17 protein-coding genes are annotated in these 21,021 nt (G+C 48.1%); all 17 read left to right on the top strand.

Annotated elements, in window-relative coordinates:
- Window positions 1-53 precede the first annotated feature (53 nt).
- The 17 genes from ACY2IG_RS10805 to ACY2IG_RS10725 all read left to right on the top strand — a co-directional run bounded on the left by ACY2IG_RS10805 (window position 54) and on the right by ACY2IG_RS10725 (window position 21,016).
- On the top strand, window positions 54-794 hold the full coding sequence (locus tag ACY2IG_RS10805) for an isoprenyl transferase (RefSeq protein ID WP_035407050.1): 741 nt from the start codon (window positions 54-56) through the stop codon (window positions 792-794).
- A 19-nt stretch (window positions 795-813) separates the two neighbouring features.
- Entirely contained in the window at window positions 814-1,614 is an 801-nt protein-coding gene (locus ACY2IG_RS10800) for a phosphatidate cytidylyltransferase (RefSeq protein WP_462617917.1), read from the top strand.
- 14 nt (window positions 1,615-1,628) lie between these two features.
- Entirely contained in the window at window positions 1,629-2,783 is a 1,155-nt protein-coding gene (locus tag ACY2IG_RS10795; RefSeq protein WP_035407056.1) for a 1-deoxy-D-xylulose-5-phosphate reductoisomerase, read from the top strand.
- Window positions 2,784-2,797: 14 nt separating this feature from the next.
- Window positions 2,798-4,039: an RIP metalloprotease RseP gene (gene rseP, locus ACY2IG_RS10790; protein ID WP_462617916.1), complete on the top strand. Its 1,242-nt coding sequence runs from the start codon at window positions 2,798-2,800 to the stop codon at window positions 4,037-4,039.
- Window positions 4,040-4,073: 34 nt separating this feature from the next.
- Window positions 4,074-5,774: a proline--tRNA ligase gene (locus ACY2IG_RS10785; RefSeq protein ID WP_035407061.1), complete on the top strand. Its 1,701-nt coding sequence runs from the start codon at window positions 4,074-4,076 to the stop codon at window positions 5,772-5,774.
- Window positions 5,775-5,921: 147 nt separating this feature from the next.
- Complete coding sequence (locus ACY2IG_RS10780) at window positions 5,922-10,193, top strand: PolC-type DNA polymerase III (RefSeq protein WP_197026226.1); 4,272 nt, start codon at window positions 5,922-5,924, stop codon at window positions 10,191-10,193.
- Window positions 10,194-10,322: 129 nt separating this feature from the next.
- Window positions 10,323-10,790, top strand: a complete 468-nt coding sequence (rimP, locus tag ACY2IG_RS10775) for a ribosome maturation factor RimP (RefSeq protein ID WP_023468684.1) — start codon at window positions 10,323-10,325, stop codon at window positions 10,788-10,790.
- Window positions 10,791-10,807: 17 nt separating this feature from the next.
- Entirely contained in the window at window positions 10,808-11,917 is a 1,110-nt protein-coding gene (gene nusA / locus ACY2IG_RS10770) for a transcription termination factor NusA (RefSeq protein ID WP_023468683.1), read from the top strand.
- Between the two features lie 48 nt (window positions 11,918-11,965).
- Window positions 11,966-12,190, top strand: coding sequence for an RNase P modulator RnpM (rnpM, locus tag ACY2IG_RS10765; RefSeq protein ID WP_050677664.1), 225 nt, complete (start codon window positions 11,966-11,968; stop codon window positions 12,188-12,190).
- Window positions 12,183-12,485, top strand: coding sequence for a YlxQ family RNA-binding protein (locus ACY2IG_RS10760; RefSeq protein ID WP_023468681.1), 303 nt, complete (start codon window positions 12,183-12,185; stop codon window positions 12,483-12,485). Before rnpM ends, ACY2IG_RS10760 begins: the two co-directional genes overlap by 8 nt.
- A gap of 15 nt (window positions 12,486-12,500) precedes the next feature.
- Complete coding sequence (gene infB, locus ACY2IG_RS10755; protein WP_035407064.1) at window positions 12,501-14,672, top strand: translation initiation factor IF-2; 2,172 nt, start codon at window positions 12,501-12,503, stop codon at window positions 14,670-14,672.
- Window positions 14,673-14,711: 39 nt separating this feature from the next.
- Window positions 14,712-15,053, top strand: a complete 342-nt coding sequence (rbfA, locus tag ACY2IG_RS10750) for a 30S ribosome-binding factor RbfA (protein WP_035407069.1) — start codon at window positions 14,712-14,714, stop codon at window positions 15,051-15,053.
- Window positions 15,054-15,103: 50 nt separating this feature from the next.
- Window positions 15,104-16,012: a tRNA pseudouridine(55) synthase TruB gene (gene truB / locus ACY2IG_RS10745; protein WP_035407072.1), complete on the top strand. Its 909-nt coding sequence runs from the start codon at window positions 15,104-15,106 to the stop codon at window positions 16,010-16,012.
- A gap of 16 nt (window positions 16,013-16,028) precedes the next feature.
- Complete coding sequence (locus ACY2IG_RS10740; protein WP_035407075.1) at window positions 16,029-16,958, top strand: bifunctional riboflavin kinase/FAD synthetase; 930 nt, start codon at window positions 16,029-16,031, stop codon at window positions 16,956-16,958.
- A 123-nt stretch (window positions 16,959-17,081) separates the two neighbouring features.
- On the top strand, window positions 17,082-17,351 hold the full coding sequence (rpsO, locus tag ACY2IG_RS10735; RefSeq protein ID WP_023468676.1) for a 30S ribosomal protein S15: 270 nt from the start codon (window positions 17,082-17,084) through the stop codon (window positions 17,349-17,351).
- Between the two features lie 138 nt (window positions 17,352-17,489).
- The gene (pnp, locus tag ACY2IG_RS10730; protein WP_290751315.1) at window positions 17,490-19,709 is read left to right on the top strand and encodes a polyribonucleotide nucleotidyltransferase; all 2,220 of its coding nucleotides are present in this window, start codon (window positions 17,490-17,492) and stop codon (window positions 19,707-19,709) included.
- 74 nt (window positions 19,710-19,783) lie between these two features.
- A complete protein-coding gene (locus tag ACY2IG_RS10725) occupies window positions 19,784-21,016 on the top strand; it encodes a M16 family metallopeptidase (protein WP_035407082.1) in 1,233 nt (410 codons plus the stop codon).
- Window positions 21,017-21,021 lie beyond the last annotated feature (5 nt).

Here is a 21,021-nt window from a genome sequence, read left to right as displayed (position 1 = left end):
CTTTGTCACACGAAGAGTCCCTTTCTTCATAATTGAGAGAGGAGGAAGTGCGGATGTTTCAATGGTTGAATCAGACGAAAGAAACCGAAACCTATGATCGGGTACCAGAGCATGTCGCTATCATCATGGACGGAAACGGTAGATGGGCACAAAAACGCGGACTTCCGCGTATCATGGGACATCGCGAAGGTATGAAATCGATTCGTGAAGTCGTTCGGGTTGCAAATGAACTCGGCATTAAGAGTCTGACATTATATGCTTTCTCGACGGAGAATTGGACGCGTCCGGAAGAAGAAGTGAGTTTTCTCATGAAGCTGCCGGCGCAATTCTTAGAGTCGGATTTAAAAGAGTTAGACGCGCAAAATGTTAAAGTCGAGGTAGCAGGAGAAGTATCACGCCTCCCTCATTTCACACGTGAGGCAGTGGAACAAGCGAAACTGGATACGCAACATAATACAGGACTTCGTCTGATTTTCGCTCTGAATTATGGAGGACGCGATGAACTCGTTCAAGTCATGCAAAAACTGGGCGAACAGGTTCAGGCAGGAACACTGTCACCGGATGCGATTACAACGGAGACGATTGAACGCGAGTTGATGACAGGATCCGTAACCGACGTCGATTTCGTCATTCGAACGAGTGGGGAACAACGGTTATCAAACTTTTTACTTTGGCAAGCGGCATATGCGGAGTTTTATTTCACAGACGTCTTGTGGCCAGAATTTCGCCGAAATGCTTTCTTAGCAGCAATTGAAGATTACAATCAACGGACACGCCGATTCGGTGGCGTCTGATTAAATGAGGAACTAGCTTATGAAAACTCGAATCATCACAGGGATATGGGCTGGTGCTATCTTTTTGGCACTTCTGTATCTCGGCGGACTTCCCTTTTTAGCATTTATGGCAATCTTAACGCTTCTCGGATATACCGAGCTCGTTCGGATGCGACAATGGAGCGGCTCACGCGTTCCTCGGATTCTGTTTGGTATTGGGACGTTATTGCCTTTCGTTGGTATTTATGAAGAAGCAGTCGATCAGACGCTTCCGATCGGACTTTCGCCAATCGCTTGGGCAATGATCATTTTATTGATCGGTCTCTTCTGGAACGTATTCTCAAAAAATGTCTTTACGTTCGATGATGTTGCGTTTTTACTGCTGACGGCCGTGTATGTCGGTGTCGGTTTTGCATCATTCGCCTATATCCGCTTACTCGAACACGGATTAACGTGGTCACTGTTGATTATCCTCTTGATCTGGTTCACGGATTCAGGCGCTTACTTCGTCGGGAAACGATTCGGTAAGAATAAACTGTGGCCGTCGATCAGTCCCAACAAAACGATCGAAGGGGCAGTCGGTGGCGTACTGCTTGCCATCTTACTCGGTGTCGTATTTGAAGGTATCGAACCGACAGTCGGTTTTGGGAAAGTCATTGTCCTTGCCATCATCGTTGCCATCGTTGGGCAACTTGGTGACTTGGTCCAGTCTGCTTACAAACGCCATTATGGTGTGAAAGATTCTGGAACGTTACTACCGGGTCATGGTGGTATTCTAGATCGGTTCGACAGCATGATGATCGTCTTTACGGTCCTCGTCGTACTTGATATCTTTGCTTGAGGAGGCACTTCATTATGAAGAAAATCAGTATCATCGGTGGTACAGGATCGATTGGTACGCAGACGCTCGATGTCATTGCGGCTAATCCAGACCTTTTTGAATTGACGAGTTTTGCATTTGGTCGAAACACGACGGTCGCCATACCGTGGTTGAACCGTCTGCAACCGATGCTTGTCGGCGTCCAAGATGAGACGACACGTCAAGAACTCGAGCAACACTTGACTTATCAGCCAACGATCGTTGTCGGTGAAGAAAAATTGCTTGATGTCGTGACGCATCCCGAAGTCGATACGGTCATTACAGCGGTCGTAGGAGCTGTTGGCTTACGTCCAACGCTTGCTGCAATCGAGGCGGGTAAGACGATTGGTCTTGCGAATAAGGAGACACTCGTCACGGCAGGTCATCTTGTCATGAAGTTGGCACGTGAGAAAAACGTGACGATCTTACCAGTTGACAGTGAACATGCGGCGATTTTCCAATGCTTAAACGGGGAACGTCGTGAAGATGTGCGTCAAATCATCTTGACGGCTTCAGGTGGTAGCTTCCGCGACCAAACGCGGGATGAGTTAGCGAATGTTACGGTCGAACAAGCACTAGCGCATCCAAACTGGTCGATGGGAGCAAAAATCACGATTGATTCTGCGACAATGATGAACAAAGGGTTCGAAGTCATTGAAGCACATTGGTTATTTGATGTCGATTATGCAGATATCGATGTCGTCATTCACCGTGAATCCATCATCCACTCGATGGTCGAATTCAACGATGGTGCGGTCATGGCACAACTTGGTATGCCTGACATGCGAGAACCGATTCAGTACGCTCTTACATATCCGTCCCGCCTTGAAATTCAAGGGGGAGAACGGTTAAACTTAAAGGAAATCGGACGCCTACACTTTGCTGATGCTTCATTTGAGCGTTATCCGTTGTTGCGACTTGCTTTTGAAGCAGGTCAAGCCGGCGGATCGATGCCATCAGTACTCAATGCTGCGAACGAACAAGCGGTGGATCGCTTCTTAAAAGGAGACATTCGCTTTTTAGAAATCGAAGCGAGCGTTGAGGCGGCGCTTCAAGCTCATGAACTTATCGAGGAGCCTTCCTTGGATCAAATCCTTGAGGCTGATCGATGGGCGCGTGAGTTCGTATCGTCTCTTACATTCGCTAACTAAGGATGGGATAAGTAATGACGACCTTTATTTCAATCGTGCTGATGTTCGGTGTACTCGTCGCCGTCCATGAATGGGGTCATCTCGTGATGGCGAAACGGGCAGGTATTCTCTGTCGGGAATTCGCGATTGGATTTGGACCGAAGATCTTTTCAGTGTTTAAGAATGAGACGTTGTATACGGTACGTCTGTTGCCAATCGGCGGTTACGTCAAGATGGCGGGTGAAGAACCGGAACTCGTTGAGATCAAATCAGGTCAAACCGTCGGATTACAGTTAAAGGACGGCGTCATCGAGACGATTTATTTCGATGCGGATCAGCCACAAGTCGACCAAGTCGTTACTGTCGAACGGATTGACTTATTGCGTCAACTCGAACTCGTTGGATTACAAGACGAGACATTGGTTCGCTACCCCGTTTCACCGACAGCATTTCTCGTTGAAGGTCAGACACGGACACAAATTGCACCTTACGATCGTACATTCGGTTCGAAATCCGTATGGAAGCGCGTCCTTGCGATCGCTGCAGGACCGTTCATGAACTTTGTCCTCGCGTTCGTTATCCTGTTCGGTCTTGCCTTATATAATGGCTCTCCAACGGGGGACAGCGTCATCGGAACAGTTCAAAAGGGTTCTCCGGCCGATCAAGCTGGACTTGTTGAAGGTGACCGGATTGTCTCAGTCAACGGTCAGGATACAGCCAAATGGACTGATTTACGTGCTGGATTCCAAGATCGTGCCGGTAAAGCGACAGAAGTGAAATACGAACGTGATGGGAAAGAAACGACAACACAAATCACGCCAAAAGTACAACAGCAAGGAGAACAGAAGGTCGGCATCATCGGCGTCACGAATGAGACAGAAAAATCATTCGGGACAGCACTCCAAACCGGAGTTTCAGAAACATGGCGGATGTCGACGCTCATTGTCGGAGCTGTTGGAGATCTCGTGACGGGTGTCGTCGGCGTCGATCAATTATCAGGACCAGTCGGGATCGTCAAAATGACCGATCAGGTCGCAGATAGTGGGTTCTCGATGCTATTGACATGGACAGCATTGTTGTCCGTCAACTTAGCAGTCTTCAACTTATTGCCACTTCCAGCACTTGACGGAGGACGATTGTTGTTCCTCTTCCTTGAAGCCTTACGCGGTAAACCAGTTGATCCTCAAAAAGAAGGATTGGTTCACTTCGTCGGTTTTGCGCTTTTGATGCTACTCATGCTCGTCGTCACTTGGAACGACATTCAAAAATTCTTTTAATTAATCACTCAGTCAAAGGAGTTCGTGACTCATTATGAAACAATCAAAACTATTCATGCCAACGTTGCGTGAAGTACCATCTGATGCAGAAGCCATCAGTCACCAACTCTTGCTTCGTGCAGGATTCATGCGTCAAAATGCCGCTGGGATCTATTCGTATCTACCACTCGCAAAACGAGTACTCGCAAACATCGAGACGATCATCCGCGAGGAATTAGAAGCGGCGGGTGCGCAAGAATTACTGATGCCAGCGATTCAACCAGCTGAACTATGGGAAGAAACAGGACGCTGGGATATCTATGGACCTGAATTAATGCGCTTGACGGATCGTCATGATCGCCGGTTCGCGCTCGGAGCGACACACGAGGAACTGATCACTTCGATCGTTCGTGATGAATTGAACTCGTACAAAAAGTTACCGGTCAATCTCTTCCAGATTCAAATGAAGTACCGTGACGAACGTCGTCCACGTTTCGGTTTATTACGTGGTCGTGAGTTCATCATGAAGGACGCTTATTCGTTCCATTCTTCACAAGAGAGCTTAGACGAAGAGTATCAAAACATGTTTGATACGTATTCGCGGATTTTCACACGTGTCGGTCTTGAGTTCCGTCCAGTCGTCGCTGACTCAGGTGCGATAGGTGGTAGTGGAACACATGAGTTCCATGCGTTAGCAGCAATCGGTGAAGATACGATCGTCTATTCGGATCAGTCGGACTATGCGGCAAACTTAGAGATGGCAGAGTCGATCGATGCCTATCCGAAGCAAGACAAAGCACCAGAAGCACTTGAAGAAGTGCATACGGCAGATGCGAAGACGATCGAAGCGGTCAGCGCACATTTGAATTTACCAGCAAACGAATCAATCAAGACCGTCATCTTCAAGACGGAGCAAGGGCTTGTCATGGCACTCGTCCGGGGCGATCACGAAGTCAACGATATCAAGTTGAAAAACTATCTCGGTGCACTCGACATCACGATGGCGAGCGACGAAGAGATTGAAGCAGCGCTTCACTCAACGCCTGGAACACTTGGACCAATCGGGGCAGATATGAAGGTCGTCGCGGACTACGCGATTCGTGCCTTGACGAACGCTGTCTGTGGTGCAAATAAAGCGGAAACGCATTATATCCATGTCGACCCAAGCCGTGATTTCGAAGCAGAATATACAGACTTGCGCTTCGCAGAAGAAGGTGACGCGTCACCAGACGGTAACGGTCAAGTCAAGTTCGCTCGCGGGATTGAAGTCGGTCAAGTCTTCAAACTCGGAACACGTTACTCAGAAGGAATGGGAGCGACGTTCCTCGACGAGGGCGGTAAAGCACAACCTCTCATCATGGGTTGTTACGGCATTGGTGTCTCGCGGACATTGTCGGCAGTCGTTGAACAACATTATGATGAGCGTGGAATCATTTGGCCAAAAGCAATCGCGCCATACGATGTTCATTTAATCGTCGTCAACGGTAAAAATGCAGAACAACTCGAACTCGGAGAGACACTATACCGTGAGTTGACGGCTGCAGGATTCAGCGTCTTGCTTGACGACCGGAAAGAACGAGCAGGTGTCAAGTTCGCTGATGCTGATTTGATCGGTCTACCGGTTCGCTTGAACGTCGGGAAAAAAGCGACAGAAGGAATCGTCGAATTAAAAGCCCGTCGTGGTGGCGATGCAGAAGAAGTTGGACAGGAACAAGTCGTTGAGGCTGTTCGTTCACTCTATGAAGGTTTAGAATAAAGAATGGAGACGGTCACTTTTCATAAAGTGACTGTTTTCTTGTCTCACACCCATTCGCCCCTTGGGCAATCCGCAAGAGGAGGAGGAGTTGCTGTCACGGTGTGAAGCGATCAGACAGCACAATTGCGAGTGGATACACAACAACGCATGTCACTGTTGCTCAGTGACTTGGAATTACCGAACGGTATCATTGAAGAATACTTTCACGAAGCAGTTCTCGAGAAGCTTCGCGTCAATAAAGCAAAGGCAACCTGGACATTTGAAATTCGCTTGCCACATGTTTTACCCCAAAACGTCTATCAACTCTTTACGAGTCGTTTGACAAGTCGGTATCAGCAATTTGCCGAAGTCAAAATCATATTACACGCAGATAGCCGTCCAGATGAACGGATGTATCATGATTACTGGCCATATGTCGTGCAGGATCTCGCAGATGTCTCATCGGCAATGCGGACACAACTCGGGCGTGTCTTACCGGAGTTTAAAGAACAGAAACTATTCATTCCGGTCCGAAGTGAACCGGAAGCAGGTTTCTTAAAGAGTAGCTTATGTGGGGAATTACAATTACTCTATAGTGCTTACGGATTCCCAAAATTCAACTGTGAACCGATTGTTCAGATCAACGAATCGAAACAAGAAGCGTTGCGAAATCAGGTGAAACAGGAAGACATGGAAGAAGCAAAACGGATGCTCGAGTTGCAATTCAAACGGGAACAATCGCGAGATGACGATGATGGCCCTGTCGAAATCCGGATCGGGAAACCAATTCAAGATGAGATCGTTCCGATCAAGACGATTCAAGATGAGGAACGACGGATTGCGATCCGTGGTCTTGTTTTCTCAGCTGAGAGTCGTGAACTACGAAGTGGGAAGACAATTTTTACGTTCAAGATGACAGATTATACGGACTCGCTCGTCGTCAAAATGTTTGCGCGTGACGAAACAGACGTCAAAATCCTCTCAGCCATCAAAAAAGGCATGTGGATTCAAGCAGCAGGTCGTGTCGAGTTCGATACGTTCCTGCGCGATCTCTGTATGATGATTGCCCAACTGTCAGAAGTGAAGATGGAAGCCCCTGCTGACCCTTGGGCAGGCGAGAAACGTGTCGAGTTACATGCGCATTCGCAAATGAGCCAGATGGACGCCGTCATGAACGTGACAAAATACGTCGAGCGTGCCGCAAAATGGGGTCACCCTGCTGTCGCGATCACGGATCACGCCGGTGCACAAAGTTTTCCGGATGCCTACTATGCCGGAAAGAAAAACGATATCAAGGTACTGTACGGAATTGAAGCAAACGTCGTCAATGACGGGGTGCAAGTCGCCTACCATCCGGTGGAGCGCAATTTGGATGACGCGACATTCGTCGTCTTTGACGTCGAGACAACTGGTTTATCGGCGATGTACAACAAGATCATCGAACTTGCAGCTGTTAAAATCCACGATGGTGATATCATCGATAAATTCGAAGCATTCGCGGATCCGAAGCATCTATTGTCGGCGACGACGATTGACTTGACAGGGATTACCGATGATATGGTCCGGGGAAAACCAGACCCGGAACAAGTCGTCAAGGAATTCATGGACTGGGTCGGCGACTCGATTCTCGTTGCCCACAATGCCTCGTTTGATATTGGATTCTTGAATGCGACACTCCGGTCTGGTGGTCACGATGAATCAGTCTTACCGGTCATTGATACGCTTGAGTTAGCCCGTGTCCTGATGCCGACACTTAAAAACCACCGGTTGAACACACTCGCGAAACGATTTGACATCGAATTGACGCAGCATCACCGCGCCATTTATGATGCGGAAGCGACAGGATATTTGATGGTCAAGTTGCTTCAAATGGCAGATGAGATGTTCAACATGAAGACACATGCCTCACTCAACCGAGAGATGGGAAAAGATATCTCGCGGGCACGACCATACCACGCGACGGTCTATGCGAAGAACCGGACGGGCTTGAAGAATCTGTACCAATTGATTTCGATTGCTCACACAAAACACGTGCACCGTGTCGTGCGGACACCACGCTCGCAACTCATCGCACATCGGGATGGATTGATCATCGGGTCAGCTTGTGATAACGGCGAGGTATTTGATGCCGCCTTGAATAAGTCGGACGAAGATTTAGCAAAAGTGATGCAGTTCTATGATTTCATCGAGATTCAACCACCAGCGATGTATGGTCATTTGATCGAACGGGAAATCGTTCAGAATGAACTTGAACTGCGCGAACTGATCAAAAAGATCATCCGTGTCGCGGAAGAACATGACATCTTACCAGTCGCGACTGGTAACGTACATTATCTCGATCAACATGACGCCACGTATCGAGAAATTTTGATCCGGACGCAAGGTGGAGCAAACATGCTGAACATGCGAAAACAATTGCCACCGGCGCATTTCCGGACGACGAAGGAAATGATGGACGACTTTAAGTTCCTCGGACCAGATGTGTCGGAACGTCTCGTCATCACGAACAGTCAAGCCGTCGCGGAACAGTTCGAGAACATTGATATCATTCCAAAAGATCTTTATACACCGAAGATCGAAGGGGCAGACGAAGAAGTTCGGAATCTGTCGTACGATATGGCGCACCGGATTTACGGCGAGACGTTACCGGAGATCGTCGAAGCCCGACTCGAAAAAGAGTTGAAGTCGATTATCGGTCACGGATTCGCTGTCATCTATTTGATTTCCCATAAACTCGTAAAAAAATCACTCGACGACGGCTATTTGGTCGGTTCACGGGGATCGGTCGGATCAAGTCTCGTTGCGACGATGACGGAGATCACGGAAGTCAATCCATTGCCGCCACACTATGTCTGTCCGAATTGTAAGGAATCGGAGTTCTTTGATGACGGTTCCGTTGGTTCTGGATTCGATTTGCCGGATAAGTCCTGTTCGAAATGTGATATCCCATTGTTCAAGGATGGTCATGATATTCCGTTTGAAACGTTCCTTGGATTTAAAGGGGATAAGGTACCGGATATCGATTTGAACTTCAGTGGAGAATACCAGCCGCAAGCACACGCCTATACGAAAGTCTTGTTCGGTGACGATTACGTCTACCGTGCCGGAACGATCGGTACGATCGCTGAGAAGACGGCGTATGGCTATGTCAAAGGGTATCAGTCAGAAAATGAGCTGACATATCGGAATGCGGAAGTCGATCGTCTTGTCAGTGGTGTCACTGGCGTCAAACGGACGACTGGTCAACACCCGGGAGGGATCATCGTCGTACCGGACTACATGGATATCTATGATATCAGTCCGATTCAGTATCCGGCGGACGATATGGGTTCTGAATGGAAGACGACACACTTCGACTTCCATTCGATTCACGATAACTTACTCAAACTCGATATCCTCGGTCACGATGATCCGACGATGATCCGGATGCTACAGGATTTATCGGGACGTGATCCGAAGACGATTCCCGTCGATGATCCAGAAGTCATGAAAATCTTCAGTTCGACGGAATCGATCGGTGTGACGCCGGAACAGATTGATTCAAAAACGGGAACGCTCGGTATTCCGGAGTTCGGGACGAAGTTCGTCCGCCAAATGTTAGAAGAGACGAAACCGACGACGTTCTCGGAACTTGTCCAGATTTCGGGACTCTCACACGGAACGGATGTCTGGCTCGGAAATGCCAGCGAATTAATTTACAACGGAACGTGTGAACTAAAAGATGTCATTGGTTGTCGAGATGACATCATGGTCTACTTGATTTATGCCGGTCTTGAACCTTCACTTGCCTTTAAAATCATGGAGTCGGTCCGTAAAGGAAAAGGACTCTCGATTGACATGGAAGAGGCGATGATCGAGAACGATGTGCCGCTCTGGTATATCGATTCCTGCAAGAAAATCAAGTACATGTTCCCGAAAGCCCATGCTGCCGCTTACGTCTTGATGGCTGTCCGGATTGCTTATTATAAAGTCCATCATCCGATGTATTACTATGCTTCGTACTTTACGGTACGTGCGGGTGACTTTGACATCGGTGCGATGAATAAGGGCTCTGCTGCTGTTCGGAAAGTTTTGCAAGACATCAAGGATAAAGGATTCGAGGCAACGGCGAAGGACAAAGGGTTGTACACGGTTCTTGAAATCGCGCTCGAGATGATTGAACGCGGCTTTACGTTCCAAAAGGTCGATCTCTATCGCTCAAGTGCAACGGAATTCCTCATTGACGGGGATACGTTGTTACCACCTTTTAACGCCGTGACAGGTCTAGGGACGAATGCTGCGAAGCAAATCGTCGAAGCACGTAAAGGCGGCGAATTCCTCTCAAAGGAAGATCTCCAAAAACGCGCCAAGTTATCGAAATCCATCATCGAGACGCTCGATAACCTAGGCTGTCTCGAAGGGTTACCAGACGAGAATCAGCTCTCCTTGTTCGACTTGTAAGCCCTTAGGAACACTTGCTTTGAGCGCTTTCCTATGCTATATTGAGTGAGGAAATGTTTTTTATACTACGACTTGGAAGGAGTAGGGGGACCTGCTCCTTTCTTGTTTGTTTTTTGAAGGAGGATGAAGATGACGAACGTAACGGAAAAGGTCGAAGCGCTCGCAAAACCAATCGTCGAACGAGAGGGGATGGAGCTAGTCGACGTTGAATTCGTCAAAGAAGGGGCGGATTGGTTCCTACGTGTCTCCATCGACAAAGAGGGTGGCGTAGATCTTGAAGACTGCGTCAAAATCAATGAACAGTTATCGGAAGCATTGAATGACAATGATCCGATCGACGAGCCGTATTACCTCGACGTCGCTAGTCCAGGAGCGGAACGTCCACTGAAGAAAGACGAGGACTTCGAAAAGGCGATTGGGAAACATGTGTACATCAAAACGCACGATCCAGTAAAGAATGCGGTTGAATTCGAAGGAACGTTGCTCGCGTACACACCTGAGATGCTTGAAATCGAAGTGCGTGTCAAAACAAGAAAATTGAAAATTGAGATACCGGTCGACAAGATTTCACTTGCGCGACTTGCGGTAATGTTCTGACGGAAAGGAAGAGAACGATGGGACCACAGTTACTCGAGGCGATCAATCAAATCGCGAAAGAGAAGGAAATTGACAAGAACATCATCATCGATGCGCTCGAACAGGCATTGATTTCAGCGTACCGACGCAACTTCGGAAAAGAGTCGGAGGCTGTAAAGGTCGAATTCGACCAGCAGACAGGAGACATTCGTGTCTTCGCGCTCAAGGAAGTCGTCGAACGATTGACGCAACCAGAGGAACAACTCTCGCTTGAAGAGGCGCACGAAATCGATCCGACATATGAACTCGGCGATTTCCATAAAGTCGAAGTGACGCCAGGCGATTTTGGTCGCGTTGCGGCACAAACAGCAAAACAAATCGTCACACAAAAAATGCGTGAAGCAGAACGCGAACGCATTTACAATCACTTCGCGGATCGTGAAGATGAGATCATGACGGGTATCGTCGAGCGTCAAGATGCGCGGAACCTATACGTCAATCTAGAAGGAATCGAAGCTGTATTGACGACACACGAGCAAATGCCGAATGAGCGTTTCGGGATTCGTGATCGCATTAAGGTGTACGTCACGAAAGTTGATCCGATGGTCAAAGGATCAGGAGCATCAATTCTCGTATCACGGACACATCCAGGTCTCTTAAAACGTCTCTTCGAAATCGAAGTACCAGAGATTTCAAGTGGCGAAGTCGAAGTCAAGTCTGTTGCGCGTGAAGCGGGCGATCGTTCGAAAATCGCAGTCGCAGCGGACGACATCGATCCAGTTGGCGCATGTGTCGGACAAAAAGGGGCACGTGTACAACGCATCGTCAATGATTTGAACGGGGAAAAAATCGATATCGTTCGTTACTCGGATGATCCAAAAGAATATGTTGCGAACGCACTCAGCCCAGCTCAAGTCGTTGCAGTCTATGTCAACGAACCAGCGAAAGCGACGATCGTCGTCGTTCCGGATTTCCAGCTGTCACTTGCAATCGGGAAACGTGGTCAAAACGCACGTCTCGCAGCAAAATTGACTGGTTGGAAAATCGATATCAAGAGCGAGTCTGAAGCGGAAGCGATGGATCTCGAAGATGTCTTCGCGACGGAAGAGCCGGCAGTAGAAGCGGTCCAAGTTGAAGGCGAGGAATAATTCGTGCAAAAAAAGGTACCATTACGAAAGTGTGTCATCACACAAGAAATGAAACCAAAAAAAGAGTTGATTCGTGTCGTCCGAACACCTGAACAAGAAGTCGTCATCGATTTAAATGGTAAGATGAATGGGCGGGGTGCCTATTTATCGAAAGATGCGGCAGTCATTGCGACGGCGAAGAAAAAACGGACGCTTGATCATCATTTAAAGGTCAAGACGACAGATGCCTTATACGATGAATTGCTTGAAATCGCGGGAGGTACAAATGAGTAAATGGGAATCCCTTCTCGGTCTCGCGAATCGAGCTAGAAAAGTGACGACGGGAGAAGAACTCGTACTGAAAGAAGTACGAGGAGGGCAAGCGAAGCTTGTTCTTTTAGCAGCAGATGCGGGGGCTGCCACGCGTAAGAAAGTCACAGATAAATGTACGAGTTATCAGGTTCCTTACCTAGAAGTCGCCGACCGTACGATTCTCGGTCAAGCATTAGGAAAGGATGCGCGTGTTGTCGTGTCAGTCAATGAAGCCGGATTTGCGAAAAAGCTAACTGAACTCCTCTCGAACGACTAATTGGAGGTGGATCCTTTGGGTAAACGTGTATACGAATTCGCCAAGGAACAAAATGTAACAAGTAAGCAGGTCATCACCCAGCTTGAAAAGCTGGAGAAACCAGTCAAGAATCATATGGCAGTATTAGATGAACAGACAGTACAGCAACTCGATCAAGTATTTAATCCCGAGAAATATCGGGCTCAAAAGACGGAGGCTCCAAAACAAGTGAAATCAGATAATAAACCGAACCGACCAGGAAGTACAAACAAACCAGCAGGTAACCAATCACGTAACAGCAAAGGCGGACGCCCAGAATTCGGCAACCGTAACAACCGTGGCGGCAAACGTCGTCCGAACCAAAAGAAAGCAGAACCGCGTAAACTTGAAGTAGCGGATCCGAACTCGAAGTCGAGTCAACGTAAAGCTGCTCGCCGTGCACAAGAAGAGGCGATGGCAAACGTCGTTCAATACTCTGACAACTTGACAGTCGGTGAACTCGCTGAAAAAATGGCGAAAAAACCGAATGAACTGATCATGAAATTGATGGGTCTCGGTGTCATGGCGAACATCAACCAAGATCTTGATGACGAGACAGTGGAACTTCTCGCGACAGAGTTCGGCTTTGAAGTCGAGAAGACAGTCCAAGTCGATGAGACGGACTTTGATCAGTACGAATTGAATCTCGACCAGTACGAATTGTCTGAGCGTCCACCGGTCGTTACGATCATGGGACACGTTGACCACGGTAAAACGACATTACTTGATTCGATTCGTAACACGAAGGTCACTGCAGGCGAAGCTGGCGGGATCACACAGCACATCGGTGCTTACCAAGTTGAGATCGACGGCAAGAAAATTACGTTCCTTGATACACCAGGTCACGCGGCGTTCACGACAATGCGTGCACGTGGAGCAGATGTCACGGATATCGCGATCATCGTCGTTGCAGCGGATGACGGTGTCATGCCACAGACGGAAGAAGCGATCAGTCACGCGAAAGCAGCTGGCGTTCCAATCATCGTTGCTGTCAACAAGATGGATAAAGAAGGCGCAAACCCAGACCGTGTCAAACAAGAATTGACAGAGTTCGAACTCGTTGCAGAGGACTGGGGTGGCGATACGATCTTCGTACCCGTTTCAGCACTTAAAGGTGACGGCATTGATGAATTGCTCGAAATGATTCTTCTCGTTTCAGAAGTACAAGAATACAAATCAACACCAGAAATGAACGGTCGCGGAACAGTCATCGAGGCGAAACTCGATAAAGGACGCGGTCCAGTCGCGACGCTTCTCGTACAACACGGGACACTTCGTGTTGGGGATCCAATCGTTGTCGGTCACACGTTCGGTCGTATCCGGGCAATGGTCAACGATATCGGTCGTCGTGTTAAAGAAGTTGGACCATCGACGCCAATCGAAATCACAGGTTTGAACGACGTACCGAAAGCAGGCGATCAATTCTTCGCATTCGAAGATGAGAAAAAAGCCCGCCAAATCGGTGAAGCGCGTTACCAGCGTGAAATCGAAGCACAACGTCGTGATTCGGCGAAAGTCAGCTTAGAAGATCTCTTCGATCGTATTAAAGAAGGCGAAGTCAAGGACCTCAACATCATCATCAAAGGTGACGTACAAGGTTCAGTTGAAGCCTTAGCCGGTTCATTGAAGAAAATTGATGTCGAAGGTGTTAAAATTAACATCGTACACTCAGGTGTCGGTGCCATCACGGAAGGTGACGTCATCCTTGCTTCGGCAGCGAATGCGATCATCATCGGATTCAACGTTCGTCCGGATGGTAACGCGAAATCAATGGCGGATCAGGAGAAAGTCGAAATTCGTCTTCACCGGATCATCTATAACGCAATCGAAGAAATCGAGCAAGCGATGAAAGGTCTTCTTGATCCTGAATTCGTTGAAAAAATCATCGGTCAAGCTGAAGTCCGCGATGTCATCAAAGTATCGAAAGTCGGTACGATCGCAGGTGGATATGTCACAGAAGGTAAGTTGACGCGTGATGCAGGCGTCCGTGTCGTTCGTGACAGTATCGTCATCTACGAAGGAAAACTCGATACACTTCGTCGTTTCAAAGATGATGTCAAAGAAGTCGCTACTGGCTATGAGTGTGGAATTAAGATTGAAAAATATGATGATATCAAAGTCGATGATGTCATCGAAGCGTTCATCATGGAAGAAGTCAAACGGAAGTAACAGAACGGAATCCATTCTTCCGAACTGGAGGGAATAACTATGAGTTTACGCTCGAATCGTGTCGCCGAACAGATGCGTAAGGAAATTACGCAATTGCTCATCAAAGATGTCAAGGATCCTCGCGTCAAGACGATTACCGTCACAGGTGTCGAAGTGACAGGAGACTTACAACAAGCGACGATCTTCTACTCGGTCCTCGGTGACGAAAAAGCACGTGAGGATGCGCGCATCGGTCTCGAAAGATCAAAAGGCTTCATGCGCAAGGAAATCGGATCGCGGATTCGTCTACGGAAAACACCTGAACTATTGTTCGAGGTCGATTCTTCTGTCGAATACGGATCACGCATTGATGAGTTGCTTCGGAATTTGAACAAAGATTAACATCTAAGGCAACCACGTGTGTGGTTGCCTTTTTTCAAGGAGGAAATAACGTGGAACCCATCGGAGTATTACCGTTAGATAAACCAGCGGGTATGACGAGTCATGATTGCGTCTTTCGTCTACGTCGCTTGTTTCAAACGAAAAAAGTCGGACATACAGGTACGCTTGATCCGGAAGTAACGGGTGTCTTACCGATTTGTCTCGGTCGAGCGACGAAGCTTGCCCGCTTCATCACGGATGAAGGAAAGCGCTACGCGGCGGAAGTGACGATTGGCTTTGCAACGACAACGGAAGATGCGCACGGGGAAACAGTTCGCGAAACAGCGGTTGAACCGGGAACTATTACCGAGGAAGCAATTGAGGACATCTTGACTCAATTGACAGGAGAGATCGAGCAGACGCCACCGTATTATTCAGCTGTTAAAGTGAATGGGAAAAAATTATATGAATATGCACGAAAAGGCATTGAAGTCGAACGACCGACACGAATCGTCCGCATCGATCGATTAGAACGGACATCGGACCTTGTGTTCGAAGGTGGTCTTTGTCGTTTCCGTCTTGATATCGCTTGTGGAAAAGGAACGTATATTCGGACATTAGCAGTAGAAATCGGAGAACGACTTGGTTACGCGGCACACATGAGTGAACTACGCCGGACAGGCTCTGGTGCGATTGCTGAGACGGATACAGTGACTCTTGAGACACTCGAATCGTATGAGACGGTCGAAGAACGGATGCAACACGTTCTACCGATTGAACACGTCATCCAAAAATGGCCGCGCTTGACGGTCGATGCGTCGACTGCACAGCGTGTATTGAACGGAGCAAAGCTGACAAGCATTCCAGTCGAATTCGAGCTGTTTACTGTCTATAATGAAGAAGACGTACCTTTAGCGCTATATCGACGTCTTCCAGAAGAACAGGTAGCACGCGTTGAGGTCATGCTACAAATCGATTAAGATCGGAGAGAGCATCATGGACATCATACATTTAACATATCCGGAACAACCTCAAAAAGACCCTGCTGTCATCGCACTCGGCTTTTTTGACGGTGTACATCTCGGACATCAGCAAGTCATCGCAGCAGCACTAAAAGAAGCGGAGGCTCGTCGCCTGCCTTTGGCTGTCATGACCTTTGATCCCCATCCGAAACAAGTGCTTGGTAAAGGGGATGAACCAGTCCACTACATCACGCCGCTTGAACGCAAATTAGAGAAACTCGAGCAGCTTGGTGTCGATCGTGTTTATGTGATTGAGTTTACGATTCCTTTCTCGGAATTATCACCGCAAGCTTTCGTCGACGAATATCTGATTGCGTCTGGAGCAGAACACGTCGTTGCTGGATTCGATTATTCCTACGGTCGCTTCGGAGCCGGCAAAATGGCGACGCTTGATTTTCATAGTCGTGGCACATTTACGCATACCGTTGTAGCAGAATTCCAAGAAGAAGCTGAAAAGATCAGCTCAACCCGGATTCGTCGTTTACTTGCTGCAGGAGAAGTCGAACCGGCTGCACGTTTGCTTGGAGAACCCTACCAAATCAAAGGCACGATCATTCACGGTGACGCACGCGGACGGCAAATCGGTTTCCCGACAGCCAACATGCGACCGGAATTCGCCTACGTCATTCCGAAACTTGGTGTGTATGCGACATTCGTTCGCTTAGCAGACGGTCGCCGGTTCAAGGCGATGACGAATGTCGGGAGACGCCCAACGTTCTATGAGACGGGAGACGTCAGTATCGAGACGCATCTTCTTGACTTTGATGAAGATCTTTATGGTCAAGAATTGACGCTTGAATGGATCGCTTACTTACGCGATGAAAAAGCCTTCAACGGTATCGATCAATTGAAAGAACAATTGGCACGGGACCGCGAAGAAGCAAATGTACAATTAAGCGTTTGACAGTACGGACAGGGTTCGTTATGATAGGTCAGTACGATCACGTACAGCCGATTCACTTGGCATCTGGTCTCACCATCCGATGCTCGGGAATACGGTCATTCATAAGATGGAGGTGGAGTGACAATGGCACTCACAAAAGAACGTAAAAACGAAATCATCGAAGCATATGCTACGAAACAAGGCGATACTGGTTCGCCGGAAGTACAAGTTGCTGTTTTAACTGAACAGATCACAACTTTGAACGATCACTTACGTACACACAAAAAGGATCACCACTCACGTCGTGGTCTCTTGAAAATGGTCGGTCGTCGCCGTAACTTGCTCACATACCTTCGTAACAAGGATGTTGCACGTTACCGTTCGTTGATCGAGCGTCTTGGTCTCCGTCGCTAATTTCGACGAGAACGAGGTAGGGAAGCAGGAGCATCGTCTCCTGTTTCTTTTTTTTGCCGATTCATGGACTTTTTGCGCAAGAACCTACATAATTAGATTTGAATGAAAAAACGGATAGCAGTGAGAGGAGATTTGTGCATGTCACAAACAAAACAGACGTTTTCGACCGAACTCGGTGGACGTCCATTAACGATTGAAATCGGTCAATTAGCAAAACAAGCGAACGGAGCAGCATTGATTCGCTACGGTGATACAGCCGTTCTTGCTACGGTCGTTGCATCAAAACAACCAAAGGACTTAGATTTCTTCCCATTAACAGTGAACTATGAAGAAAAATTATATGCGGCAGGGAAAATCCCAGGTGGATTCCTTAAACGTGAAGGACGTCCTGGAGAGAGCGCGATCTTGACTTCGCGTCTGATTGACCGTCCAATCCGTCCATTATTCCCGGATGGTTTCCGTCACGACGTACAAGTGGCGACGACGGTTCTTTCGTCAGATGCTGACAATTCACCAGAAGTCGCTGCGATGATCGGGGCTTCGATTGCGCTTTCGATCTCGGATATTCCATTCGACGGTCCAATCGCAGGCGTGACGATCGGTCGCGTCGACGGAGAATTCGTCGTGAACCCGACTTCAGCGCAAATGGAAGTCAGCGACATCGACCTTCAAGTTGCTGGAACAAAACATGCCGTCAACATGGTTGAAGCAGGTGCGAAGGAAGTATCGGAACAAGCAATGCTTGAAGCGATTTTACTTGGACACGATGTCATCAAGGAAATGATCGCGTTCCAAGAAGAAATCGTCGCACAAGTCGGTAAAGAGAAGTTCGAATATACGGTATCAAGCTTCGATGAGACAATCGTCAATCGCCTGAAAGCAGAAGCATTAGCAGAAGTCACACAAGCGGTTCAAGTTGAAGAAAAACAAGCGCGTGACATTGCTATCAACGAAGTCATCGCAAAATACATCGAGTTATATGCAGCTGACGAGTCTGTCACAGCAGAGCAACTGGCAGAAGTATCAGGCGTGCTCAACAAGTTCGTCAAAGACGAAGTCCGTCGTCTCATCACGGAAGACAAAGTTCGTCCAGATGGTCGTGGTCTTGCTGAGATCCGTCCGCTTGATTCAGAAGTCGGTCTCTTGCCACGTGCACACGGTTCAGGTCTGTTCACACGCGGTCAGACACAAGTCTTGTCTGTAGCGACACTTGGTGTTGCGGGTGACGCTCAAATCATTGATGGACTTGGTCTGAAGGAAGAGAAACGTTTCATGCACCATTATAACTTCCCACCATTCTCAGTTGGGGAAGCACGTCCGATGCGTGCACCAGGTCGTCGTGAAATTGGTCACGGGGCACTCGGAGAACGCGCACTTTTACCAGTTCTTCCGAATGAAGTTGATTTCCCGTACACGATTCGTCTCGTGTCAGAAGTGCTTGAGTCGAACGGTTCTTCATCACAGGCTTCCATCTGTGGTTCGATCCTTGCCATGATGGATGCGGGTGTTCCATTAAAAGCACCTGTCGCTGGTATCGCGATGGGGTTGATCATGGAAGGCGAAAATTACTCGATCTTGACAGATATCCAAGGGATGGAAGATCATCTCGGAGATATGGACTTTAAAGTCGCTGGGACTCACGAAGGTGTCACAGCTCTCCAAATGGATATGAAAATTGGCGGAATCACGCGTCAAATTCTTGAAGAAGCACTTGAACAAGCACGTCTTGGTCGTCTGCATATTCTTGAGCATATGCAATCTGTCATTGCTGAACCGCGTGTCGAATTGTCGCAATACGCGCCGAAAATCGTCACACTTAAAATCAATCCAGATAAAATCCGTGATGTCATCGGACCTGGTGGTAAAGTCATCAACGGTATCATCGATGAGACAGGCGTTAAGATCGACATCGATCAAGACGGAACAGTCTTTATCGCTTCGACGGATCAAGCTGGCATCGATCGTGCCCGTCAATTGATCGAAGATATCGTCCGTGAAGTCGTCGTCGGTGAAGAATTCGATGGAACGGTCCGTCGCGTTGAGAAATTCGGTGCATTCGTCGAATTGTTCAAAGGAAAAGACGCACTCGTCCACATCTCGGAACTCGCACTTGACCGTGTTGGTCAAACGGAAGATGTCGTTAAACTTGGAGATAAGCTAAAAGTCCGTGTCACAGAAATCGATGACAAAGGACGCGTTAACGCGTCGCACAAAGTCCTGCTCGTCGAAGGATTAAGCGAAGAAGACCGTGCCGCATACGAAGAAAAGAAAAAGACAGAGCGTGAGAACCGCCCGCCACGCCGGGATCAGGGTTCACGCCCACCACGTGACGGACAACGTCCACCACGTCGTAACTAATGAATCCAAGGTGGCTCGACGGTGCAGAGAATGCAACGAGAGCCACCTTGTTTCCTATATTTGGAGGAATTACTATGATCGAACGGATACAACTAGAAAACGGGGTTCGACTAATCGTTGAACGGATGCCAGAAGCACGCAGCGTCGCGACCGGAATCTTCATTCAAGCAGGAAGTCGGACGGAACAGATCGAGGAGCATGGTATCAGTCATCTCATCGAGCATATGATGTTCAAAGGAACAAAACGCCATACGGCAAAAGAGATTGCGGTTTATTTTGACCGACTTGGTGGAAATATTAATGCGTTCACGAGTAAGGATCAAACGTGTTATTACGTCAAGACATTAGATGAACATGCAGGTGAAGCCTTTCAAGTGTTGGCGGACATGTTCCTCGAATCGACGTTCGATGCGGAGGAACTAGAAAAAGAGAAAAAGGTCGTCATTGAAGAGATTAAAATGTACGATGACACACCAGATGATCTCGTCCATGAGTTATTAGCTGTTGCGGCTTACGGAGAGGATGTCATGGCTCGTCCGATTCTTGGAACGGAAGAGAGTGTGCTTCGGATTGATCGTACAATGATTGAACAGTATCTCGAAGAAGCATATGCTCCGGATCAAATCGTCATTTCCGTTGCCGGAAACGTCTCAGACGAGTTGATTACGCAGATTCAAGAGCGGATGTCGATCCTCATATCACGATCGAAGACCCGTGAGACAGCGTCACCAAGGTTACAAAATGGTGTGATTCGTAAGGAAAAGGATACGGAACAGGCACATATTTGTTATAATTTCCGTGCGATTCCTTCTGCTGATCCACGATTGCCTGCCCTCGCCTTACTCAACAATGCATTCGGTGCGACGATGTCGAGTCGCTTGTTCCAATCAATCCGAGAGGAACGCGGTCTTGCTTATTCAGTCTTTTCCTATTACACGACGTTTGACGATCATGGCACGTTCACGATCTATGTCGGTACGTCTCCGGAATCAGTCGAAGAGGTCGAACAGGTTCTCGCTGCTGAGATTGATCGCTTGAAGCGAGACGGACTATCCGCTAAGGAACTCGAAGATGGCATTGAACAGCTAAAAGGTTCTCTGATTTTAGGAAACGAAGGCACATCGAGCCATATGAACCGAAATGCCCGAAATGAGTTGCATCTGCATCGTCACCCGTCACTCGAAGAAGTACTAGCGGATGTAGAACGAATTCGTCCATCGGACATCGAAGGGCTGATTGAGCACATCTTTTCGGAGGAACCGGCAAAGGCCTATATTCTTCCGGCAGACCAAGAAGAGGAAGCATGACAGCA

The sequence above is a fragment of the Exiguobacterium sp. EF_C8 genome (assembly GCF_054956715.1).
This window is presented reverse-complemented; position numbering and strand designations above follow the sequence as displayed.

What these genes read in the sequence shown, in the direction of transcription:
- ACY2IG_RS10805 (WP_035407050.1), top strand. Translation starts at nt 54, where the DNA reads ATGTTTCAATGGTTGAATCAGACGAAAGAAACCGAAACCTATGATCGG.
- ACY2IG_RS10800 (WP_462617917.1), top strand. Translation starts at nt 814, where the DNA reads ATGAAAACTCGAATCATCACAGGGATATGGGCTGGTGCTATCTTTTTG.
- ACY2IG_RS10795 (WP_035407056.1), top strand. Translation starts at nt 1,629, where the DNA reads ATGAAGAAAATCAGTATCATCGGTGGTACAGGATCGATTGGTACGCAG.
- rseP (WP_462617916.1), top strand. Translation starts at nt 2,798, where the DNA reads ATGACGACCTTTATTTCAATCGTGCTGATGTTCGGTGTACTCGTCGCC.
- ACY2IG_RS10785 (WP_035407061.1), top strand. Translation starts at nt 4,074, where the DNA reads ATGAAACAATCAAAACTATTCATGCCAACGTTGCGTGAAGTACCATCT.
- ACY2IG_RS10780 (WP_197026226.1), top strand. Translation starts at nt 5,922, where the DNA reads ATGTCACTGTTGCTCAGTGACTTGGAATTACCGAACGGTATCATTGAA.
- rimP (WP_023468684.1), top strand. Translation starts at nt 10,323, where the DNA reads ATGACGAACGTAACGGAAAAGGTCGAAGCGCTCGCAAAACCAATCGTC.
- nusA (WP_023468683.1), top strand. Translation starts at nt 10,808, where the DNA reads ATGGGACCACAGTTACTCGAGGCGATCAATCAAATCGCGAAAGAGAAG.
- rnpM (WP_050677664.1), top strand. Translation starts at nt 11,966, where the DNA reads ATGAAACCAAAAAAAGAGTTGATTCGTGTCGTCCGAACACCTGAACAA.
- ACY2IG_RS10760 (WP_023468681.1), top strand. Translation starts at nt 12,183, where the DNA reads ATGAGTAAATGGGAATCCCTTCTCGGTCTCGCGAATCGAGCTAGAAAA.
- rbfA (WP_035407069.1), top strand. Translation starts at nt 14,712, where the DNA reads ATGAGTTTACGCTCGAATCGTGTCGCCGAACAGATGCGTAAGGAAATT.
- ACY2IG_RS10740 (WP_035407075.1), top strand. Translation starts at nt 16,029, where the DNA reads ATGGACATCATACATTTAACATATCCGGAACAACCTCAAAAAGACCCT.
- rpsO (WP_023468676.1), top strand. Translation starts at nt 17,082, where the DNA reads ATGGCACTCACAAAAGAACGTAAAAACGAAATCATCGAAGCATATGCT.
- pnp (WP_290751315.1), top strand. Translation starts at nt 17,490, where the DNA reads ATGTCACAAACAAAACAGACGTTTTCGACCGAACTCGGTGGACGTCCA.
- ACY2IG_RS10725 (WP_035407082.1), top strand. Translation starts at nt 19,784, where the DNA reads ATGATCGAACGGATACAACTAGAAAACGGGGTTCGACTAATCGTTGAA.